This window comes from Streptomyces sp. NA02950, assembly GCF_013364155.1.
GTDB lineage: Bacteria > Actinomycetota > Actinomycetes > Streptomycetales > Streptomycetaceae > Streptomyces.
The window spans coordinates 6,799,755-6,820,876 of the sequence record NZ_CP054916.1; the positions used below are offsets into that span (position 1 = coordinate 6,799,755).

The 21,122-nt window shown below is 72.5% G+C and carries 21 protein-coding genes and 1 pseudogene; 15 read left to right on the top strand and 7 right to left on the bottom strand.

The features are described 5' to 3' along the window. Positions 1-97 precede the first annotated feature (97 nt). Complete coding sequence (locus HUT19_RS29855) at positions 98-379, bottom strand: Lrp/AsnC family transcriptional regulator (protein WP_176183413.1); 282 nt, start codon at positions 377-379, stop codon at positions 98-100. Further along, a complete protein-coding gene (locus HUT19_RS29860; RefSeq protein ID WP_176183414.1) occupies positions 376-1,098 on the bottom strand; it encodes a rhomboid family intramembrane serine protease in 723 nt (240 codons plus the stop codon). Before HUT19_RS29860 ends, HUT19_RS29855 begins: the two co-directional genes overlap by 4 nt. A 156-nt stretch (positions 1,099-1,254) precedes the next feature. Between HUT19_RS29860 and HUT19_RS29865 the strand changes: the two genes are divergently transcribed. The 6 genes from HUT19_RS29865 (at position 1,255) to HUT19_RS29890 (ending at position 7,981) form a co-directional block, all read left to right on the top strand. Then, the gene (locus tag HUT19_RS29865; RefSeq protein ID WP_176183415.1) at positions 1,255-1,500 is read left to right on the top strand and encodes a hypothetical protein; all 246 of its coding nucleotides are present in this window, start codon (positions 1,255-1,257) and stop codon (positions 1,498-1,500) included. Positions 1,501-1,517: 17 nt separating this feature from the next. Further along, positions 1,518-2,879 (top strand): NYN domain-containing protein, encoded by a 1,362-nt coding sequence (locus tag HUT19_RS29870; protein ID WP_176183416.1) that lies wholly within the window; start codon positions 1,518-1,520, stop codon positions 2,877-2,879. Positions 2,880-3,148: 269 nt separating this feature from the next. After that, positions 3,149-4,174 carry a C40 family peptidase gene (locus tag HUT19_RS29875; protein ID WP_176183417.1) on the top strand — a complete coding sequence of 342 codons (1,026 nt, stop codon included), beginning with the start codon at positions 3,149-3,151 and terminating at the stop codon, positions 4,172-4,174. Positions 4,175-4,415: 241 nt separating this feature from the next. Then, positions 4,416-5,471, top strand: coding sequence for a C40 family peptidase (locus HUT19_RS29880; RefSeq protein WP_176183418.1), 1,056 nt, complete (start codon positions 4,416-4,418; stop codon positions 5,469-5,471). 71 nt (positions 5,472-5,542) lie between these two features. Then, positions 5,543-6,781, top strand: a complete 1,239-nt coding sequence (locus HUT19_RS29885; RefSeq protein ID WP_176187466.1) for a hypothetical protein — start codon at positions 5,543-5,545, stop codon at positions 6,779-6,781. A gap of 57 nt (positions 6,782-6,838) precedes the next feature. Further along, positions 6,839-7,981, top strand: a complete 1,143-nt coding sequence (locus tag HUT19_RS29890; protein WP_176183419.1) for a glycosyltransferase family 4 protein — start codon at positions 6,839-6,841, stop codon at positions 7,979-7,981. A 98-nt stretch (positions 7,982-8,079) separates the two neighbouring features. On the opposite strand, the gene HUT19_RS29895 is transcribed toward HUT19_RS29890, so the two are convergent. Then, complete coding sequence (locus HUT19_RS29895; RefSeq protein ID WP_176183420.1) at positions 8,080-9,876, bottom strand: long-chain fatty acid--CoA ligase; 1,797 nt, start codon at positions 9,874-9,876, stop codon at positions 8,080-8,082. 257 nt (positions 9,877-10,133) lie between these two features. On the opposite strand from HUT19_RS29895, the gene HUT19_RS29900 reads away from it, so the two are divergent. From HUT19_RS29900 to HUT19_RS29925, 6 genes are all read left to right on the top strand, one after another. Then, on the top strand, positions 10,134-10,898 hold the full coding sequence (locus HUT19_RS29900) for a metallophosphoesterase (protein ID WP_176183421.1): 765 nt from the start codon (positions 10,134-10,136) through the stop codon (positions 10,896-10,898). A 66-nt stretch (positions 10,899-10,964) separates the two neighbouring features. Beyond that, the gene (locus HUT19_RS29905; RefSeq protein ID WP_176183422.1) at positions 10,965-11,405 is read left to right on the top strand and encodes an SRPBCC family protein; all 441 of its coding nucleotides are present in this window, start codon (positions 10,965-10,967) and stop codon (positions 11,403-11,405) included. Between the two features lie 213 nt (positions 11,406-11,618). After that, positions 11,619-12,932: an ArsA family ATPase gene (locus tag HUT19_RS29910; RefSeq protein WP_176183423.1), complete on the top strand. Its 1,314-nt coding sequence runs from the start codon at positions 11,619-11,621 to the stop codon at positions 12,930-12,932. Positions 12,933-13,209: 277 nt separating this feature from the next. Continuing rightward, positions 13,210-13,683, top strand: a complete 474-nt coding sequence (locus HUT19_RS29915; protein WP_176183424.1) for a DUF5304 domain-containing protein — start codon at positions 13,210-13,212, stop codon at positions 13,681-13,683. A gap of 56 nt (positions 13,684-13,739) precedes the next feature. Beyond that, entirely contained in the window at positions 13,740-14,681 is a 942-nt protein-coding gene (locus tag HUT19_RS29920) for an ROK family glucokinase (RefSeq protein ID WP_176183425.1), read from the top strand. 13 nt (positions 14,682-14,694) lie between these two features. Beyond that, positions 14,695-15,522 (top strand): endonuclease/exonuclease/phosphatase family protein, encoded by an 828-nt coding sequence (locus HUT19_RS29925; RefSeq protein WP_176183426.1) that lies wholly within the window; start codon positions 14,695-14,697, stop codon positions 15,520-15,522. 312 nt (positions 15,523-15,834) lie between these two features. Here HUT19_RS29925 and HUT19_RS29930 read toward each other — a convergent pair whose 3' ends face one another. The 4 genes and pseudogenes from HUT19_RS29930 to HUT19_RS29940 all read right to left on the bottom strand — a co-directional run bounded on the left by HUT19_RS29930 (position 15,835) and on the right by HUT19_RS29940 (position 18,037). After that, complete coding sequence (locus tag HUT19_RS29930) at positions 15,835-16,089, bottom strand: hypothetical protein (protein ID WP_176178460.1); 255 nt, start codon at positions 16,087-16,089, stop codon at positions 15,835-15,837. A 13-nt stretch (positions 16,090-16,102) separates the two neighbouring features. Further along, positions 16,103-16,467, bottom strand: a pseudogene (locus HUT19_RS43340) (RNA polymerase sigma factor); the annotation flags it as partial. Positions 16,468-16,581: 114 nt separating this feature from the next. Then, positions 16,582-17,241 (bottom strand): hypothetical protein, encoded by a 660-nt coding sequence (locus HUT19_RS29935; RefSeq protein WP_176183427.1) that lies wholly within the window; start codon positions 17,239-17,241, stop codon positions 16,582-16,584. Beyond that, positions 17,234-18,037 (bottom strand): carboxylesterase, encoded by an 804-nt coding sequence (locus tag HUT19_RS29940; RefSeq protein ID WP_176183428.1) that lies wholly within the window; start codon positions 18,035-18,037, stop codon positions 17,234-17,236. The genes HUT19_RS29935 and HUT19_RS29940 overlap by 8 nt, the downstream gene beginning before the upstream one ends. 141 nt (positions 18,038-18,178) lie before the next feature. On the opposite strand from HUT19_RS29940, the gene HUT19_RS29945 reads away from it, so the two are divergent. From HUT19_RS29945 to HUT19_RS29955, 3 genes are all read left to right on the top strand, one after another. Further along, positions 18,179-18,949 (top strand): 1-acyl-sn-glycerol-3-phosphate acyltransferase, encoded by a 771-nt coding sequence (locus HUT19_RS29945; RefSeq protein WP_176183429.1) that lies wholly within the window; start codon positions 18,179-18,181, stop codon positions 18,947-18,949. 153 nt (positions 18,950-19,102) lie between these two features. Further along, positions 19,103-20,353, top strand: a complete 1,251-nt coding sequence (macS, locus tag HUT19_RS29950; RefSeq protein ID WP_368661750.1) for a MacS family sensor histidine kinase — start codon at positions 19,103-19,105, stop codon at positions 20,351-20,353. Continuing rightward, positions 20,350-21,030, top strand: coding sequence for a response regulator transcription factor (locus HUT19_RS29955; protein ID WP_176183430.1), 681 nt, complete (start codon positions 20,350-20,352; stop codon positions 21,028-21,030). Before macS ends, HUT19_RS29955 begins: the two co-directional genes overlap by 4 nt. The last annotated feature ends 92 nt before the right edge of the window (positions 21,031-21,122 follow it).

A 21,122-nucleotide genomic window follows, 5' to 3' on the forward strand; every position in this document is an offset into this window, starting at 1 on the left:
CGGCGGGCAGGCCGCCCGCCGTGTCGGCGGCCTGTGGTTCGCGGGAGACCGGACCGGTATCCGGGATCCGGGGCGGAGCCCCGGGGTGTGGGTGGGGCTAGCCGTCGAGGCCGATGGCGAAGGCCGCTTCCAGGTCGTGCTGGGAGTAGGTGCGGAACGCGATGTGGGTCTCCGTGGAGGCCACCCCGGGGACCTTGCTGATCTGGCCGGGGATGATGTCCGCGAGGTCGTCGTGGGTCGCCACCCGCACCATCGCGATCAGGTCGTGCGCGCCGGTGACCGAATAGACCTCGCTCACACCCTCCAGCGCGGCGATCTTCTCGGCGATCTCCGGGATCCGGTCCACGCTGGTCTTGATGAGCACGATCGAAGTGATCACGGCTGGCTTTCTCCCTCGCTGGGCCTGGCTGCGCCGCCCACTCTAGCCGTCCGCCCGAAGCGGGCCCATGCGTAGAGGAACCCGAGGGTGAAGCCCACCAGATGGGCCAGATAGGCGACTCCGGGGCGGTCGTCGGCCTGCCGGGCGGCGAGCCACTGGAGGGCGACCCAGAAGACCAGCACCACCCAGGCGGGGAAGCGCAGCGGCATGAAGAACAGGAACGGGAAGAGGCTGGTCACCCGGGCCCGGGGGAAGAGCCACAGAAACGCGCCGAGGACCCCGGAGATGGCTCCGGAGGCGCCGACCAGGGTCTGACCGGACTCGGCGTGGGCCACGGCGTAGCCCAGCAGCGCCAGATAGCCGGTGGCGAGGTAGAAGAGGGCGAATTGCACTCGTCCCATGCGCTCCTCGGTCATCGCGCCGAAGACGTAGAGAAACAGCATGTTTCCGAGCAGGTGCAGCCAGTTGCCGTGGACGAAGAGCGCGGTGAGCGGGGTCAGCGGCTGGCCGGGCCCGCCGCTCCAGAGGGCGCTGGGGACCACCCCCCAGCGTTCGAAGTAGGCGGACTGCGCCTGGAGCAGCTCCCCGCCCGTGCCGTACTCGGGGTTGAGGCCGGAGGCCGGTCCGAGGACGAAGATCAGGCAGCAGATGACGATGAAGGTGTACGTCATCAGGGGGCGCCCGGACGTCTCACCGGAACCCTCAGACGCATCGATCATGGCCAGATCATCGCGTACCGGGCACAACCTGCCCAGAGCGCCTCGCCGCGCTGCCCCGAGGGGCGGTACGGGCACGGCACGGGCCAGGGCACAGGCCGTAGGGTTACAGGACGCCCCTGCCACCGAGACGAGCCGAGAAGCGAGGACCCGAGAACGATGGCCGTTCCCACGCCGACAGCCGAGACCCGCTGGCGTTGCACGCTGTGCGGCAACCTCACCCGATTTGATGTGACCCGCTCGACGAAGGCCGTGGAGTATGTGCACCTCGACCTGGCCGGGGAACCGAAGGTCGAGGAGCGCGAGGTGGTCAGTGAGACCATTGAGTCAGTGCGCTGTCGCTGGTGCAACGCGGTCGACCAGATCGAGCTGGTGGACCGGCCGGGTACCGGTGCGAGCGCCTGAGAACGGAGCGATGACAGGTGGTGGAGCGGACGGGCGGCCCCGGGGCGGCCGGTGACGCCGAGGGCGTCACCGAGGCGCTCGACCGCCCCCTGCCGGAAGGGGTGCGGCGGCGCGTCGTGGCGCTGGTCGCGGATGCCTTCGGCGGGCTGACCGTCACCGAACTGCCTCCCCAGCTGCGGCAGTACGCCCGTTTCACCCCGACCCGCCGGGCGAAGTTCGCGGGGAACGCGATGGCCGCCGCGGTGGAGAGCGACCCGGTCTTCCGGCAGCGGATCGCGGGTCGGCTGCGCGAGACCCAGCCGGAGCTGTCGGATGCCATCGAGGGCGGTTCGCCGCCCGCCGCGGCCGATCCGGTGGATGTCGCCGCGGCGGCGTACGTCCTGCGCCCGGTGGGCTGGGTGAAGCTGGTCGAGGCGGCCGGTGAGGAAGCCCAGCGGGCCTCGGCCGAGCGAGCCGGGGAGGAGGCCGCGCGGGAGCTCCAGCGGTTGCGTGAGGAGCTGTCGGAGGCCAGGGCCACGGCACGCAATGAGGCCGAGCGGGTGCGCGGGGAGCTGGAGACGGCGCGCAAGGAGGGCGACGCGCTCCAGCGCAAGCTGCGCAGCGCGCAGAGCGATGTGAAGCGCGGTGCGGCGGCGCTGCGCAAGGCCGAGGCCGAGCTGGAGGCCGTACGGTCCGAGGCGGCGGCGCGGCAGGCGACCGCGGACGGTGAGGCACGGCGGCTGCGGGCCCGGCTCGCGGAGACCGAGTCGGCGCTGGAAGCGAGCCGCCGGGCGGTGCGCGAGGGCCGCAGCGTGGAGGACATGCGGGTCCGGCTGCTGCTGGACACGGTGCTGGACGCGGCGCAGGGCCTGCGGCGCGAACTGGCGCTGCCGCCCGCTTCGATGCGCCCTGCCGAGACGGTGGACGCGGTCGAACCGGGCCGGATGACACCGAAGGACATAGCGACCAGGGCGCTGTCCGAAACCGATCCCGCCCTGCTGGACCAGCTGCTCGCGCTGCCGCAGGCGCATCTGGTGGTGGACGGCTACAACGTCACCAAGACCGGCTATCCGACCATGCCGTTGGAGAAGCAGCGGCTGCGGCTGCTGGGCGGACTCGCGGTGCTGGCGGCCCAGACCGGCGCGGAGATGACCTGCGTCTTCGACGGGGCGGAGCTGGCCGCTCCGGTGCTGCTGGCGCCACCGCGCGGGGTGCGGGTGCTGTTCAGCAAGCCGGGGGTGACGGCGGACGAACTGATCCGGCAGCTGGTGCGGGCCGAACCGCCGGGCCGGCCGGTGGTCGTGGTCTCGACCGACCGCGAGGTGGCGGACGGGGTGGCGCGTGCCGGTGCCCGTCCGGTGGCATCGGTCCTGTTGCTGAAGCGACTTGCTCGCACCTAAGCAAAGTCTGATTATCGGCGCAGCGTCAATTGACCGTCACTGCCCGTGTGATGTTTGTAAAAGATGTGCTCTGAGGGGCACTTTTTTGCCGTTGGGATTTGAACGGATCACGGCAGGGTCACTATGGTCGCCTCGAACCTCCGCGCGGTTGATCATCCATCGGGGATGACAGCGGAGGTACCGCCGAGTCCGCAAGCCCATTTTGCGGAGCCGGGGTCTCGACCCCCACCCACCCGGTAGGCGGCTGGAGGAAGAAGGAGCTCGCCTTCGTGGCGTCCCACCGTCGACCCAAGCAGCCGAGCCGCACTCGGGTGACCGTCCTGACCGCGACCGCCGCTGCCGCCGTCGCCCTCACCTCCCAGGCCGCCCAGGCCGCTCCCAGGCAGGACAAGAAGGACGTCAAGGAGCAGGTCGACAAGCTCTACGAAGAGGCGGAGCAGGCCACCGAGAAGTACAACGGGGCCAAGGAGAAGCAGAAGAAGCTGGAGAAGCAGGTCGGCGACCTCCAGGACAAGGTGGCGCGCGGCCAGGAGAGTCTGAACAAGCTGCGCGACGGCCTGGGTTCGATGGCCACCGCCCAGTACCGCTCCGGCGGTATCGACCCCTCCGTGCAGCTGCTGCTCTCCTCCGACCCGGACACCTACCTCGACAAGGCGTCCACCCTCAGCCAGTTGAGCGGCAAGCAGGCCGAGTCGCTGCGCAAGATCGGTGACAAGCAGCGCACCCTCAAGCAGCAGCGCGAGGAGGCGTCCACCAAGCTGAAGGACCTGGCGGACACCCGTAAGGCGCTGGGCAAGAAGAAGTCGCAGATCCAGGGCAAGCTCTCCAAGGCCCAGAAGCTCCTCAACACCCTCACCGCCAAGGAGCGCGCCGCGCTCGCCGCCAAGGAGCAGGAGCGCGCCAACCGCTCCAGCGAGCGTGCGAATCTGGGCAATGACGTGCCCGACTCGCAGCGTGCCGCCGCCGCGCTGGCCGCCGCCAAGACCAAGATCGGCTCCCCCTATGTGTGGGGCGCGACCGGTCCCTCCTCCTTCGACTGCTCCGGTCTCACCGGCTGGGCCTACCAGCAGGCCGGGGTGCAGCTGCCGCGTATCTCCCAGGACCAGGCCAACGCCGGTACCCGGATCGGCCGCGGCGAGCTCAAGCCCGGCGATCTGGTGCTCTTCTACGGGGATCTGCACCACATAGGTCTGTACGCGGGCAACGGGCAGGTGCTGCACGCCCCCAAGCCCGGCGCCAACGTCCGCTACGAGTCGATGGACAACATGCCGTTCCAGTTCGGCGTGCGGATATGAGCCACTGAGCGGCCCTCCGCTCACCCCCGGAACCAGGCGCCGAAACGTCGGGGAAGCCGTCCGTTCGGGCGAATCCCCACAGCTCCCCCTGGCCCCCGCCCCGTCGATGACCTGCGTCTGAGGCGGGGCGTCCGCGTCTGCGCACCCCTTCTCGCATTGGACCGTGAGGAGCCGCCCGGCTACTGTCTGCCCGCGGTTCGTTCCCGTGCGAACCCGATACCGCGGAAGGAGTGTGGCTGTCATGGCGTCCTGTCGCCGCGTCCCGAAGCCCGGCCCCGGCCGGGCGACCGTCTGGACCGCCGCGGCGGCCGCCGCTGCCTCCGCCGCCGCACTGGGCGCCGGTTCCGCCGGTGCCGAACCGCGCGACCCCGCGGACGGCCATCTGACCGCCCGGCTGCTGAGCGACCGGATCGAGCGGCTCTACGTCCAGGCGGAGCGGGCCACCGAGCGCTACAACGCGGCGGAGACCCGCACCGAGGGGCTGCGCCGCCAGGTGGACCGGATCCAGGACCGCGTCGCCCGCGCCCAGGAGCGGGTCAACCGGATGCGGGTGGCCCTCGGCGCGTTCGCGGGCGGTCAGTACCGCAGCGGCGGCCTCGATCCTGGCCTCGCCCTGCTGCTCTCCGAGGAGCCCGCCGCCTACCTCGACAAGGCCACCACCCTCGAGCGCATCGGCCACCGCCAGAGCGCCCAGCTGCGGGTGCTCCAAGGCGCCCGGCGCACCCTGAGCCAGCAGCGCGCCGCGGCCGCGGCCAGACTGGTGCGGCTGGAGTACAGCCGCAAGGCCGTGGCCCGCCACAAGCGGGACGTACAGCGCAAGTTGGCCATCGCCCGGCGGCTGGTCAACATACTGCCCCCGGGCGAGCGCGAGGCGTATGACCGGGCCTCGCGCCACGGGCGTGACGCCTACGGCGTACCCGGCGCCCTCGCCGGATCGCTTCCGCCGTCCTCCCCGCGGGCCGCGACGGCGTTCGGCGCGGCCCGGGCAGCGCTCGGGCTGCCGTACGCCTGGGGCCAGGCCGGGCCCACCGCCTTCGACTGCTCGGGGCTGACCCAGTGGGCCTACGCCCGCGCCGGGGTGGCCATTCCGCGCACCTCACAGGCCCAGTCCGGGGCCGGGCAGCGGGTGCCGCTGTCCCAGGCCCGCCCCGGCGATCTGGTCGTCTACCGCGCCGACGGCAGCCATGTGGCGATGTACGCGGGCAACGGCCAGGTGATCCACGCCCCCCACCCCGGGGCGCGGGTCCGCTACGACCCCGTCGGCATGATGCCGATCTCTTCCGTCACACGCGTCTGAACCCCGGCGCGCGGGCTCGTACGATCTAAGGCGTGGCGGGTCGGTGGAGGTCGGGTGGATGGCGGGCGCTGCTGTGCCTGCCGCTGGTGTGGGTGCTGCCGGTGGCGGCGCTGACCGGATGCGGTCCGGTGACCGGCTCCGACGACGCCGTGGGGCGGGACGGCCGGGCCGTGCAGCGTCTGCTGGACCGGCGGGCCGAGGCGGTCCGCGAGCGGGACGCCCACGCCTTCCTGGCCACCGTGGACCGCGGCTCCCGGCGCTACCGGGACGAGCAGCGGCGGGTGTTCGGGCAGCTGGCCGCCGTACCGCTGCGCTCCTGGACCTACCGGCTGGTGCGCACCGGCGGCTTCCAGCCCGCGCTGGGCAGCGGCCGCCGGCTGGCCGCACAGGTCGAACTCCGCTACCGGCTGGACGGATACGACACCGCGCCGGTGGTCTCCGCGCAGTACCTGACGCTCGCGCAGCGCGGCGGCCGCTGGTACGTCGCCTCCGACGACGGTGTGGTCGACGGCAAGCGCTCCGGTGAGCAGCTGTGGGACCAGGGCCGGGTCGAGGTGGTGCGCGGTGCGCACAGCCTCGTGCTCGGCGTCGGCCAGCGGCGGCGGCTGCTGCGCGCGGTGGCCGACACCGCGGACCGCGCGGTGCCCGCGCTCAGCCGGGTGTGGCCCGGTGCCTGGGCCGGGCGGGTCGTGGTCGAGGTTCCCGCCGATCTGGACCGGATGGCCGCGCTGCTCGGCGCCGCCCCGAACGGCTACCGCGGCATCGCGGCCGTCACCACGGGCGAGATCGGCGGGAACGACAGCAGCCCGTCGCCCGCCGACCGCGTGATCGTCAACCCCGAGGCGTACCAGGTCCTCGGCGACTTCGGCCGCCAGGTCGTGATCACCCATGAGACGGCGCACGTGGCCACCCGCTCCGCCACCACCGCCGCCACCCCGCTGTGGCTCTCGGAGGGGTTCGCCGACTGGGTGGGCTATCGCACGCCCGGCCGCACCCCGAGCCAAGTCGCCCCGGAGCTGGCCGACTCCGTGGCCACCGGCCAGCTGCCGCGCGCCCTCCCGCGCGACGGCGACTTCCGCTTCGGCAGCGAACCGGACCGGCTCTCCCGGGCGTACGAGCAGGGCTGGCTGGCCTGCCGGCTCATCGCCGACCGGTGGGGCGGGCGGAAGCTGGTGGAGTTCTACCGCGAGGTCGGCCAGGCCTCGCGGCGGTCCGGGGCGGTGGAGTCGGCGCTGCGCCGGGTGCTGGACGTGTCCCTGAAGGAGTTCACCGCGATGTGGCGCGCGTATGTGGCGAAGGAGCTGGCGTAGGCCGCGGAACGGCCCGCGCGACCGGGCCCCGGCGACAACCCGGTACTGTCGGCGGCGATGGACAAGACCCTGCTCGTGACCAACGACTTCCCGCCCCGTCCCGGCGGCATCCAGGCGTTCCTGCACAACATCGCGCTGCGTCTGGACCCGGAGCGGATCGTCGTCTACGCCTCCACCTGGAAGCGCGGCCGGGAGGGCGCCGAGGCCACCGCCCGCTTCGACGCCGAGCAGCCGTACCACGTCGTCCGCGACCGTACGACGATGCTGCTGCCCACCCCGCGTGTCACCCGCCGCGCCACCGCGCTGCTGCGGGAACACGGCTGCACCTCGGTGTGGTTCGGCGCCGCCGCGCCGCTGGGCCTGATGGCCCCGGCGCTGCGGAAGGCCGGGGCCCGGCGGCTGGTGGGGACCACCCACGGGCACGAGGCGGCCTGGGCGCAGCTGCCCGCCTCCCGCTCCCTGCTGCGGCGGATCGGCGAGGGCACCGACACCCTCACCTATCTCGGCGAGTACACCCGCTCCCGGATCGCCGCGGCGGTCGGACCCGAGGCCGCGTCCCGGATGGTCCAGCTGCCGCCCGGAGTGGACGAGAAGACGTTCCACCCGGGGTCGGGCGGGGACGGGATCCGGGCCCGGCTGGGCCTCGCCGACCGGCCCGTGGTGGTGTGCGTCTCCCGGCTGGTCCCGCGCAAGGGGCAGGACACGCTGATCGAGGCGATGCCGCGGATCCTGCGGCGGGTGCCGGACGCGGTGCTGCTGATCGTGGGCGGCGGCCCGTACGCCAAGGATCTGCGCCGGCTGGCGGAGACCACCGGGGTGGCCGGCTCGGTGCGCTTCACCGGCGCCGTGCCCTGGGAGGAGCTGCCCGCCCACTACGGCGCGGGCGATGTGTTCGCCATGCCCTGCCGCACCCGGCGCGGCGGGCTGGACGTGGAAGGGCTCGGCATCGTCTATCTGGAGGCGTCCGCGACCGGACTCCCGGTGGTCGCCGGGGACTCCGGCGGCGCGCCGGACGCGGTGCTGGACGGGGAGACCGGCTGGGTGGTCCCCGGCGGCTCCGCCGAGAGCTGCGCGGAGCGGATCGTGGCCCTGCTGGAGGACCCGGAGCTGCGGCGCCGCATGGGGGAGCGGGGCCGGGAGTGGGTCGAGGAGCGCTGGCGCTGGGATCTGCTCGCCGAGCGGCTGACGTCCCTGCTGTGAGGCGCTGAGCCCGCCGAGGGGCGCGGACTGCTCTGGTCTGCTCTCACGGCCGCCCCGCGGCTCGCGGGCGGCCGTGAGAACACAGAGCACATGGGGCCTCAGCCCTGGTAGATCGCCTCGATCTCGGATGCGAAGTCCTTGGCCACTACATTCCGCTTCAGCTTCAGCGACGGGGTGACATGACCGGAGTCCTCGGTGAACTGGGTCGGCAGGATACGGAACTTGCGCACCGACTCCGCCTTGGACACCGCCGCGTTCCCGTCGTCCACCGCGGTCTGGATCTCGGCCAGCAGATCCGGGTCGTCCCGCAGTTCGGCCGCCGAGACACCCTCCGGTTTGCCGTGCTCGGCGGCCCACCGGGGCAGGAACTCCTCGTCCACGGTGACCAGCGCGCCGACGAACGGACGGCCGTCGCCGACCACCATGCACTCGGCCACCAGGGCGTGGGCGCGGATCCGGTCCTCGATCACCGCCGGGGCGACGTTCTTGCCGCCCGCGGTGATGATGATCTCCTTCTTGCGGCCGGTGATGGTGAGGTAGCCGTCCTCGTCGAGGGTGCCGACGTCCCCGGTGTGGAACCAGCCGTCGGACAGCGCCTCGGCGGTCGCGGCCTCGTTGTTCCAGTACTCGGTGAACAGGTGGTCGCCGTGGAGCAGCACTTCGCCGTCGTCCGCGATCCGCACCACCGAACCCGGCATCGGCTGGCCCACCGAGCCGATCTTCTGCCGGTCCCAGGGGTTGAAGGTGGTGGCCGCACAGGTCTCGGTGAGGCCGTAGCCCTCCAGCACCGTGAAGCCGATGCCCCGGTAGAAGTGGCCCAGCCGCGCGCCCAGCGGGGCGCCGCCGGAGATCGCGTGGGTGGCCCGGCCGCCGAGGACGGCCCGCAGTTTGCTGTAGACCAGCCGGTCGAAGACCTTGTGCGTGAACTTCAGCCGGAGGGACGGCCCGGAGGGGGTGTCCAGCGCCTTGCTGTAGGCGATGGCGGTCTCGGCCGCCTTGTCGAAGATCTTGCCCTTGCCCTCGGCCTGCGCCTTGGCCCGCGCCGAGTTGAAGACCTTCTCGAAGACCCGCGGCACACCCAGCATCAAGGTGGGCCGGAACCCGGCGAGTTCATCGGTGAGGGACTTGATGTCCGGGACATGGCCCAGCTTGATCGGCGCCAGCACCGCCGCGATCTCCACCAGCCGTCCGAAGACATGGGCCTCGGGGAGGAACAGCAGCACCGACGAGTCACCGGTGTTGAAGATCGGCTTCAGCCGGGCCACCGCGTTGCCGCACTCGGCGAAGAAGCTGCGGTGCGAGAGCACACACCCCTTGGGGCGGCCGGTGGTGCCCGAGGTGTAGACGATGGTGGCGGGGGAGTCCGCGTTCGCGATCGAGCCGCGCTCCTCGACCACGTCGTCCGAAAGGTCGGCGCCCAGCTCGCGCAGCGCCTCGATCGCGTCGTCCTCGATCCGCCAGACGTTCTTCAGAGCGGGCAGGGAGTCCCGCACGGACTCCACGGCCGCCTCGTGCACCCCGGTCTCGACGAGCGCCGCGACCGCGCCCGAATCGCTCAGGATCCACTGGATCTGCTCCGGTGAACTCGTCTCGTACACCGGTACGGTGACGCCGCCCGCGCTCCAGATGGCGAAGTCCAGCAGCGTCCACTCGTAGCGGGTGCGGGACATCAGCCCGACCCGGTCGCCTGGCTGCACTCCGGCCGCGATCAGGCCTTTGGCGGCGGCACACACCTCGGCCAGGAACTCGGTCGCGGTGACGTCCTCCCATCGGCCGTCGATCTTGCGGCCGACCACAGCGACATCCGGGTGCTGGGCGGCATTGCGTCGGATGAGGTCCGTCAGATTTCCGTCGGCCGGAACCTCGTACAGGGCCGGAAGGCTGAACTCGCGCAAGACTGCTGCTCCTCGTGGGGCGCCGGCGCCGCTACAGGGCATGGGGGGTGTGGGGGTGGACGGCCCGGACGTTACCCATCGGTACTGCTCCGGGATAGGGGTTTCTGCCCAGATGTTTTATGCGTCACACACCGCCTTCTCAACTCCCGCAGACTAGTCGACCGGACGCACGGCTGGTAAGTAACCGCAGGTAGACGCGGGGCGGTGGCGACAGAACACCTTACGGCCCCCCGGCCGCAGGTCTTAGGGTGACACGCATGCGAGTCCACGTGGTGAGCGACGTGCATGGCAACAGTGAGGACCTGGGGAAGGCCGGTGACGGAGCGGATGCCCTGATCTGTCTCGGTGACCTCGTCCTCTTCCTCGACTATGCGGATCACTCCCGCGGGATCTTCCCCGACCTGTTCGGCGTCGAGAACGCGCACCGCATCGTCGAACTGCGCACCGCCCGCCGCTTCGAGGAGGCGCGGGAGTTCGGCAACCGGCTGTGGGACGGGACGGACCGCCGCGCCGCGATCGAGTCCGCCGTGCGCCGCCAGTACGCCGAGCTGTTCGCCGCGTTTCCCACCCCGACGTACGCCACCTACGGCAATGTCGACATACCGTCCCTGTGGTCGGAATACACCCGCCCCGGGCTCACCGTCCTCGACGGGGAGCGTGTGGAGATCGGCGGACTGGTCTTCGGCTTCGTCGGCGGCGGACTGCGCACCCCGATGCGCACGCCGTACGAGATCGACGACGAAACCTACGCCACCAAGATCGCGGCCCTCGGCGACGGGGTGGACGTGCTGTGCACCCACATTCCGCCGGAGGTTCCCGAGCTCTGCTACGACACCGTGGCCCGCCGTTTCGAGCGGGGCAGTTCCGCCCTGCTCGAGGCGATTCACACGGTCCGCCCCAGGTACGCCCTCTTCGGCCATGTCCACCAGCCGCTCGCCCGCCGGATGCGGATCGGCGCCACCGAGTGCGTCAACGTCGGCCACTTCGCCTCCTCCGGCACACCCTGGACCCTGGAGTGGTGAGCCGAGCGCGGTAGCCTTCAGCGGCAGACACCCCATGCGGCGGACCGGTACGGAGGAGCCACGGCGATGGCGGAACACACCAGCTCGAGCATCACGATCGATGCGGCACCGGCCGACGTGATGGAGGTGATCGCCGACTTCGACCGTTACCCCGAGTGGTCCGGAGAGGTGAAGGAGGCCGACATCCTCACCAAGGACGACCGCGGCCGCGCCGAACAGGTGCGGATGGTGCTCGACGCCGGGGCGATCAAGGACGACTACACCCTCGCCTACACCTGGACCGGTGCCAACGAGGTGAGCTGGTCCCTGGTCAAGTCCCAGATGCTGCGCGCCCTCGACGGTTCCTACCGGCTCGCCCCGGTCGACGGCGGCAAGCGCACCGAGGTGACGTACCAGCTGACCGTCGACGTCAAGATCCCGATGCTCGGCATGATCAAGCGCAAGGCCGAGAAGGTCATCATCGACCGCGCCCTGGCGGGCCTGAAGAAGCGCGTCGAGAACGTCTGAGACCGGCCGGGCGCGGCCGGGTTCGTCCGGAGGCCGGGTACGTCCGGGGCCGGGACGGCGGCGGGGGCGGGACGCGGCAGCGGCGATGACCGGGCGCGCCCCGGCCCCCGGGGTACGCTCCGGCCGGGGGATGAACCGCACCGCACCCCACGCACCGCACCCCGTGCGCGTCCGCACGCGCACCCCGCACCACCCCGCCCGGAGGCTTCTTTCATGCGTACGGTCCTCGTCACCGGTACCGGCGGCGCGGGCCGCACCACCGTGGCGGCCGCGACCGCCCTGGCCGCCGCCCGCGAGGGGCGGCGGACGCTGCTGCTGACGGCCGACCGGGACGGCACTCCCGAGACGCTGCTCGGCATCGGAGCGCTGCGCCCGGCCCCCGGCCGGACCGCCGAGCGGCTGCCGTGGTCCGTTCCCGTCGAGGTCACCCCGGGGCTGTGGGCCGCCCGGATCGTCACCGACCACTGGTTCCGCGACGAGCTGACCGCGCTCCAGGAGCGCGGCCGCGGCGTCCTGGACATGCTCGGCGCCGCCCCGCTGGACGGCGAGGAGCTGACCGCCCTCCCCGGGATGGAGTCCTTCGCACTGCTGCGCGCCCTGCGGACGGCCCGGGCCGCCCCGCCCGGCGCCGGGTGGGACCTGCTCGTCGTCGACATGCCGCCCGCCCCGGAGACCATCGGGGTGCTCGCCCTGCCCGGGCAACTGCGGCGTTATCTGCGCCGGCTGCTGCCCGCCGAGCGACAGGCGGCCCGTGCGCTGCGCCCGATGCTCGCCCAGCTCGCCGGGGTGCCGATGCCCGCGCAGAAGCTCTACGAGACGGCCGAGCGCTGGGAGCGCGAGCTCGCCGCGGTCCAGGGCGTCATCGAGTCCGAGGCCACGACCGTGGCGCTGGTGGTGGACCCCGGTCCGCTGGCCGACCGCGCGCTGCGCACCGCCCGCGCCGGGCTCGCGCTGCACGGCTGCCGGGTGGAGGCGGTCATCGCCAACCGGCTGCTGCCCACCGGCACCGCCGACCCCTGGCTCGCCGCCCTCTCGGGCCAGCAGCAGACCGCGCTCAAGGAGCTGTACGAGCAGGGGGCGCCCGACGTCCCGGTGCGCGAGCTGCCGCATCTGGGCCGCGACCCGCAGGGCGTCGGCGACCAGCCCGCCCCCGGCACCGAAGGTGCCGAAGGTCCCCGTCCGGCGGCCGAAGCCGCCCGTCCCGCCGGGCTCGCCGCCCTCGCCGGAGCCGTCGGGGCGCCGCAGCCCCGCCCCGACCGGCCCGCCGCCGACCCCTGGACCGTGGAGGACCGGCTCGCCGACGACGGCGTCCTGCTGTGGCGGCTGCCGCTGCCCGGCGCCGACCGGGACGCCCTCGCCCTGGTCCGCCGCGGTGACGAACTGATCGTCACCGTCGGCCCCTTCCACCGGGTGCTGCCCCTGCCGTCCGCGCTGCGTCGCTGCACCGTCTCCGGTGCCGGGCTGCGCGACGGATGGCTCCAGGTGCGCTTCACCCCCGACCCCGACCTGTGGCCCAAGCGCCCCTGACCCCGGCCCTAGGGCCCGTCTTCACAGGGGTCGCCCTGCTCCCGACGCCTGGCACGGCGCCTCGCTGCGTTGTCGGAGTCGCCCGAGTACGCCCAGTACGAGGGCAATCCTCCGCCTTGCGATCCCCCGCACCAGACGCCGCTCGCGGCCGGACGCCCCCTGTGAAGACGGACCCTAGCCCCTGGGGCTCTGACCGGGCCCCGCCGTTCCGGTAACGTCGGTGGCAAGCCCGGATGAACGCACCGGACAGCCAGCCTCCCCGCCGCAGGAGTTCGCCATGAGCGATGCCACCGAGCGCCCCGCAGACACTCCCGACACCGAGATCCCGGTCTCCGAGATCGATCCCGACGCCTGGGAGCGGGCCTGCGCCGAGGACCTCGCCGCCGAGCGGGCCCGCCGGGCCCGGGAGTCGGCGGAGGAGGAGCCGGGCAGTGCCGCCGAGGAGCTGCGCAAGCTGGCCGAGGCGCTGGCCGACCGGTTGACCGGGACACAATCCCCGCTCGCCGGGACCGCGGTCCAGGGCGCCGTACAACAATTGATCGCACAGGCCAAGGCGGCCGTGGAACCGGTCATTGAGCGCAACCCGGACGTTTTTGACCATCTCGCCAGCGCCGGTACGGAGCTGCTCGCCGCCTATCGCGCCGCTGTCGCGGGGGAGGAGCAGCGCTGGACCAGGGGCACCGATCGGGACGGCAAGGGTCGTGATGATGGAGGCAAGAGTTCGAGTAGTGAACACATCGACCTCGATTGAGCGCTCCTCCGGTACCGTTAGCCACGGCGGGGTTCGACCAAATAACTGAGGGACTCATGGGACTCACCATCGGCGTCGACATCGGCGGCACGAAAATCGCGGCTGGCGTGGTCGACGAAGAGGGCTCGATTCTCGAAACGAGCACGGTATCGACCCCACCGACTCCGGAGGGGGTCGTCGACGCCATCGCGGACGCGGTGCGCAAGGTGAGCACCGGGCACGATGTCGAGGCCGTCGGCATCGGCGCGGCCGGTTACGTGGACGACAAGCGCGCCACGGTGCTCTTCGCGCCCAACATCAACTGGCGTCACGAGGCGCTCAAGGACAAGGTCGAGCAGCGCGTCGGCCTGCCCGTGGTGGTGGAGAACGACGCCAACGCGGCGGCCTGGGGCGAGTACCGCTTCGGCGCCGGTGCCGGTCATGACGACGTCGTCTGCATCACGCTCGGCACCGGTCTGGGCGGCGGCATCATCATCGGCGGCAAGCTGCACCGCGGCCGGTTCGGCGTCGCCGCCGAGTTCGGCCACATCAGGGTGGTCCCGGACGGTCTGCTGTGCGGCTGCGGCAGCCAGGGCTGCTGGGAGCAGTACGCCTCCGGCCGTGCGCTGGTCCGCTACGCCAAGCAGCGCGCCGCCGCCACCCCGGAGAACGCCGAGGTGCTGCTCGGTCTCGGTGACGGCACCGCCGAGGGCATCCAGGGCAAGCACATCAGCGACGCCGCCCGCCAGGGCGACCCGGTGGCCATCGACTCCTTCCGCGAGCTGGCCCGCTGGGCCGGGGCCGGGCTGGCCGACCTCGCCTCGCTCTTCGATCCCTCGGCGTTCATCGTCGGCGGCGGGGTCTCCGACGAGGGCGACCTCGTTCTGGAGCCGATCCGCAAGTCCTTCCGCCGCTGGCTCGTCGGCAACCGGTGGCGCCCGCACGCCCAGGTGCTCGCCGCCCAGCTCGGCGGCAAGGCCGGGCTCGTCGGCGCCGCCGACCTGGCCCGCCAGGGCTGACCGGGCCGCCACCGTGGCGCTCGCGGACCTGCCCGGATCCACCACCGGCCCGGACGCGGCGGTGGTGCGGGTGCTCAGCTACAACATCCGCTCGATGCGCGACGACCGCGAGGCGCTGGCCCGGGTGATCCGGGCCTGCGCCCCCGATGTGCTGTGCGTGCAGGAGGCGCCGCGCTTCTTCCGCTGGCGCAAGGCCGCGGCCTGGCTCGCCCGGGAGACCGGCCTCGTCTACACCACGGGCGGGGCCACCGCCACCGGCCCGATGATCCTCACCTCGCTGCGCGCCCAGGTGGAGCGGACCGAGGACATCCTGCTGCCCCGGGTCCCCGGGCTGCACCGGCGCGGCTTCGCGACCGCCGTACTGCGCTTCGGGACCGGCCACCGCGCCCCCGGCGACGGGGTCCGGCTCGGCGTGGTCAGCTGCCATCTGAGCCTGGCCGCCGCCGAGCGCTACGACCAGGCCGGGATGCTGCTGGACCGGGTCACCGCGCTCGGCGTCCCGTACGCGGTCGCGGCCGGTGACATCAACGAACGCCCCGAGGGCCGGGCCTTCCGCAGGATCGCCGGGCGGCTGCGGGACGGCTGGGCCACCGAGCCCTGGGGGAGCGAGGACACCTTCTCCCCGGACGACCCCCGGCGGCGCATCGACGCGGTCTTCGCCTCCGAGGGTGTGGAGATCATCGGCTGCGGGGTCCCGGCCGGGCTGCCCGGTGTCACGGACGCGGACCTGAGGGCGGCCACGGACCACCTCCCGGTCCTGGCCGCCCTCCGGCTGCCCCGTACGACCCCGGCCCAGGGGCGTTCCCCCGCTCCCCGGGACCGGGGAACTCTCCCCTCCTGAGCGCTTCCTGGGCGCTTCCTCCGCGCGCTCGGGTACGCCCCTGGGGGCGCTGCTTCGCCTTGTCGACGACGGCGTAGTCCGCCAGGTACGAGCGCTGGACGAACGTCCCCTCGCCCGATGTACGGGTGTCGCGCATCCCCAGGTACGCGTAGTCGTCCGGGGCGAAGATGAACACCGAGGACAGCCCGCGCTCGCCCTTGTACGAGATCGCGATCCCCTCGCGCCCCCTGGCGTCCTTCTCACCCGGGGTCGCCTTCACCCCCGGGATCTTGGCCAGTGCCTCGTAGGCGGCGGGCCGCAGCCCCTTGGGCATCACCGCACCCGGTAGAGCAGCCCGGCCAGCCCGAACTCGATATCGCCCCACTCCTGCCCGGTGACCGGCTTGTTGTACCGCGGCTTGTGGTACGTCCAGTCCCGGACCGCGATCAGCAGTTCGTCCGGGTCGGTGGGGAGGGCTTCGAGCCGTGTCCAGTCCTGCGGCGGACAGACCGACTCGTTCTCCTTGACCGGATCGGCCCACCAGCCGCGGCCGATCTCCATGATCCAGGAGCGCCGGGAGTCGTCCACCGACCGCCAGCGCGACCCGGTCCGCGACCGCCTCCTCGTGCTCGGCGGGCGCGGGCAGCCTGGCCAGCGCCGAACCGGCGCGCCTCGGCCCGGCGGTGCCGGCTGATGAGATTGGTCGCGATGCCGAACAGCCACGGGCGGGCGTCGTCCCGCGCGCGGTGGTACCCATGACGCCGCTGGAACGCGGTGCTGAAGGTCTCCGCCATCACATCGTCCGCCGCCTCGGCGCCGAGACGGCGGGCCGCATAGCGGTTGCACCGCCTCGGCATGGCGGTCGAACAGCACGGCGAACGCTTCGGGCTCATCCCGGGACCGTTCGATCAGCGATGCGTCGGTGTCCTTCAACCGGCCGACGCGGACGCCCGGTTCGACGGTCATCGGGGCTCCTCTCGTTCCTGCGAACGCTTCGAAGGTGTGGGCTTGTCGTTCACCCCTACTTCGCCGTTCGCGGGAATCGAGTTCCCTTTCGCCGCCGAGGAGGCCGTGCCGGGGTCAGACCACGGCGCCGCGCCCCGGGTCGTCGTCCTCCTCGTCGGCGCCGTCCTTCATCCGCATCACCAGGGTGGCGAAGCCGCCCAGGAAGCCGCCGACGCCCAGTGTGGTGATCCACCAGGTCATCTCGAGCCGGAACACCACCACGGCGATCAGCAGCAGCGGCCCGCCCAGCACACCCAGCCAGGCGAAGCGGGAGGTGGTGTCGGACTCGGGCAGCGGAGGCGGCTCGGGCGGGACGAAATGGCCCTCGTCGCTCTCGTCGAAGTCGTCCTCGGACGGCTCCTCGGGCTCCCAGTCGCGCGGGCCGACGCCCGGCGCGTACACGATGAAGCTGCCGACCGGCTTGTCGCTGCCGCCCGGACCGCCGGTGACCGGCTTGGTGACGTCGTCCCGGCTCTCACCCTCCGGGCCGCCGCCGTCGGTGCCGTCGGTGCCGTCGGTGCCGTCCGGGGGGGTGTCGTCCTCGCGGGCCGGGTCCGGGGCGGCCGGTGGGCGCTCCCGGCCCCACTGCTCGACGAGGTTGTCCGCGACGGGCCAGCGCTCCGCCTCCGGCGGGTCCGGCGGCTCCTCCCCGTACGCCGCGACGATCTCGGCGAAGGCGGCGTCGTCGTCGCGCCGCGCATCCGCCTCGTTCTCGTTCGAGTCGCGCTCAGCCACTGGCCGCCGCCCCCTCCCTTCCGGTGCCCGTCCCGGTGTCTTCTCCCATACCCGCCGTCAGGCGGGTGATGAACGCGACCGTCTCGTCGAAGACGAACTCGGCGTCGTAGTCCAGGGTCGCCACGTGGTAACTGCGTTCCAGCAGCCGTTCGGTGACGTCCCGGGACGACACCTGGCTCAGGATGCGCTCGGAGTCGGCGGGCGGCACCACATGGTCCTGCGCGCTGTGCATCACCAGCAGCGGCTGGGTGACCTGCGGCAGTTCGGCGTCGACCAGCCGGAAGAGGCGCCGCAGCGAGTACACGGCGTGCAGCGGGGTCCGGTCGTAGCCCAGTTCGTGCGACCCCGGCTTGGCGATGTCGTTGGCGATGCCCTTCACGGACGGCACCACATGGCGCATCACCGGCAGCGCCGCCGACAGCGGGTCATGGATCCTGTTCGCCGGGTTGACCAGCGCGAGACCGCTGATCGCCGGACCGTGCTGGGCGGCCAGCCGCAGCGCCAGCGCGCCGCCCATCGAAAGACCGCAGACGAAGACCCGCTCACAGCGCTCCCCGAGGGCCCGCAGCTCGCGGTCGACCTCGGCGTACCAGTCCTGCCAGCCGGTGACCGCCAGATCCTGCCAGCGGGTGCCGTGGCCGGGAAGCAGTGGCAGCGACACGGTGAAGCCCCGCGCCGCGAGATGATCGGCCCAGGGTCGCACCGACTGCGGAGAACCGGTGAAGCCGTGCGAGACGAGGACGCCGATCGGCCCGCCGTCGTGGCGGAACGGCTCGGCTCCGGGAAGGAGCGGCACCGCGGATCTCCGTTCGGTGGTTCGGGCAGGGGGAGGAACCGGTGTTTCGGGGCCGGGCGGCCCGGCACCTCAGCGTACGCGGCGCGCCGCATGCGGGGTAGGCAGGTTAAGGTCTCCTCGTCGGATACAGGAGGTCCTCGGTTGTTCTACGGCGCAATGAAGCTGTCGGTGGGTGGCACGCTGAAGCTCGCCTTCCGGCCCTGGGTGGAGGGACTGGAGCACATTCCCGCCGCGGGGCCGGCCATCCTGGCCAGCAACCACCTCTCCTTCTCCGACTCCTTCTTCCTGCCCGCGATGCTGGACCGCAAGGTCACCTTCATCGCCAAGCAGGAGTACTTCACCACCCCGGGGGTCAAGGGACGGCTGACGGCGGCCTTCTTCAAGGGCGTCGGCCAGCTTCCGGTGGACCGCTCGGGTTCGCGCGGCGCCGGTGAGGCCGCGATCAAGGCGGGCATCGACGTGATCAAGCGCGGCGAGCTGTTCGGGATCTACCCCGAGGGCACCCGCTCGCCCGACGGCCGCCTCTACCGGGGCAAGCCGGGCGGTCTGGCCCGGGTGGCGCTGGCCACCGGCGCACCGGTGATCCCCGTCGCCATGATCGACACGGAGAAGATCCAGCCGCCGGGCAAGGTCATGCCCAAGCTGATGCGGCCCGGCATCAGGATCGGCAAGCCGCTGGACTTCAGCCGCTACCACGGCATGGACGGCGACCGCTTCATCCTGCGCTCGGTGACCGACGAGGTCATGTACGAGATCATGAAGCTCTCCGGCCAGGAGTACGTCGACATCTACGCGACCGCCGCCAAGCGGCAGATCGCGGAGGCGGAGGCGGCCAGGAAGCAGGCGGAGAAGGCCGCGAAGGCGGCGGAGCGGGTCGAGAGGGAGAAGCACAAGGACAAGGCCGGGGCGTAGGACGCGTCCTGGCCCAGGGGTGGGGGGATCGTGGCGCAGCGGCCCGAGCACCAGCGTGCGGTGGGGGACCTCGAGCACGAGCGCGAGCACACGGCGGAACGGCCGGAGCGGGCTGCGCCCGGCCGGCCGGCCGGGCGTCCCAGGCGCGAGCGCGTGGTGCGGATGTCCGTCGAGCAGCCGCTGTGGCAGGCGCTGACCGCCTACCGCGTCCTCACCCTGCTCTACGCCCTCGTCCTCTACGTCCGCTCCTTCCACCACTACGACCACCCGCTGGGCGCGGGCGCCTATATGGCCGTCCTGACCGTGTGGACGGCGCTGACCTTCCGTATGGTCTCCTCGGCCGAGCGCTGCACCCGGCGCTTCCTGGTCGGCGATCTCAGCGTGGCGGTGGTGGGCATCCTGCTCACCCCGCTCGTCGACACCCACGACCGGATCGCCGAGGGCACACCCACCCTGCCGTCCATATGGACCGCGGGCGCCGTCCTCGGCTTCGCGGTCAAGGGCGGCTGGCGCTGGGCGGCATGGGCCTCCACCGTCGTCTGCGCCGCCAACATCATCGAGCGCGGCGGCTTCGCCCAGGACACCGTCCACATGCTGATCCTCGTCTGGGTGGCGAGCGTGGCCATCGGCTACGTCGTCGAGGTGGCCCGCGCCAGTGAGCGCACCCTCGCCCGCGCGCTGCGCATCGAGGCCGCGACCCGCGAACGGGAGCGGCTGGCCCGCGACATCCACGACAGCGTGCTCCAGGTGCTCGCCATGGTGCAGCGGCGCGGCGCCGCGATCGGCGGTGAGGCGGCCGAACTGGGCCGGATGGCGGGCGAACAGGAGATCGCGCTGCGCACGCTGGTCTCCACGGGTCTGGTGACCCCGCCGCGCACCGCCCCCGGACAGCACACCGTGGCCCACGCCCCGGCCCCCGTCCCGGACGACCCCGAGGGATCCGGCGCCGAACCGTGCGATCTGCGCGCCCTGCTGGCGCCGCACGCCGGATCCCGGGTCACCCTCTCCGAGCCCGGCGCCCCCGTGGTCCTCCCGGCCCACGCGGCAGGGGAGTTGGCGGCCGCGGTCGGCGCCGCGCTGGACAATGTGCGGGTCCACGCGGGCGAGGAGGCCCACGCCTGGATCCTGGTGGAGGACGAACCGGGCGCCGTGATGGTGACCGTGCGGGACGACGGCCCCGGCATCGCCGAAGGACGGCTCGCCGACGCCGAGCGCGAGGGCCGCCTCGGGGTGGCCCTGTCCATCCGGGGACGGCTGCGCGACCTCGGCGGTACGGCCGAGTGGATCTCGGCTCCGGGCCAGGGCACCGAGGTGGAACTCACGGTCCCGAAGGCGGCCGTGCCGCCGGGGACTGCGCCGGACGACACGACTTCTGCGGACGACAAGGGGAAGGCAGCGCGATGACCGATCACCACGAGGGCCGGCCGGTGACGGTGATGGTGGTGGACGACCATCCGATGTGGCGCGACGCGGTGGCCCGCGATCTGTCCGAGGCCGGGTTCGACGTGGTGGCCACGGCCGGTGACGGCCCGCAGGCCGTCCGCCGGGCCAAGGCCGCCGAGCCCGATGTCCTGGTGCTCGACCTCAACCTCCCCGGACTGCCCGGTGTCGACGTCTGCAAGGAGGTCGTCGCCGCCCACCCCCAGCTGCGGGTGCTGGTGCTCTCCGCCAGCGGTGAGCACGCCGACGTCCTGGAGGCCGTGAAGTCCGGCGCCACCGGCTATCTGCTGAAGTCGGCCAGTACGGAGGAGCTGCTCGACGCGGTGCGCCGCACCGCCGCCGGGGACCCGGTCTTCACCCCCGGTCTCGCGGGCCTGGTGCTCGGCGAGTACCGGCGGCTCGCCGGAGAACCCGCCCCCACCGCCGCCGACCAGCCGGTCGCCCCGCAGCTGACCGAGCGGGAGACGGAGGTGCTGCGGCTGGTGGCCAAGGGGCTCTCGTACAAGCAGATCGCCGAGCGGCTGGTCATCTCCCACCGCACGGTGCAGAACCACGTACAGAACACCCTCGGCAAGCTGCAACTGCACAACCGCGTGGAACTGGTGCGGTACGCGATCGAACGGGGCCTGGACGATGCCTGAGGTCCGCGCCCGGGGTTTGGGCAGCACCCACCCCTCGTACGGGTGAAGTTCAGAATCAACTGCCCAGGCGTGCGCGGAAATCGACCGCGGCC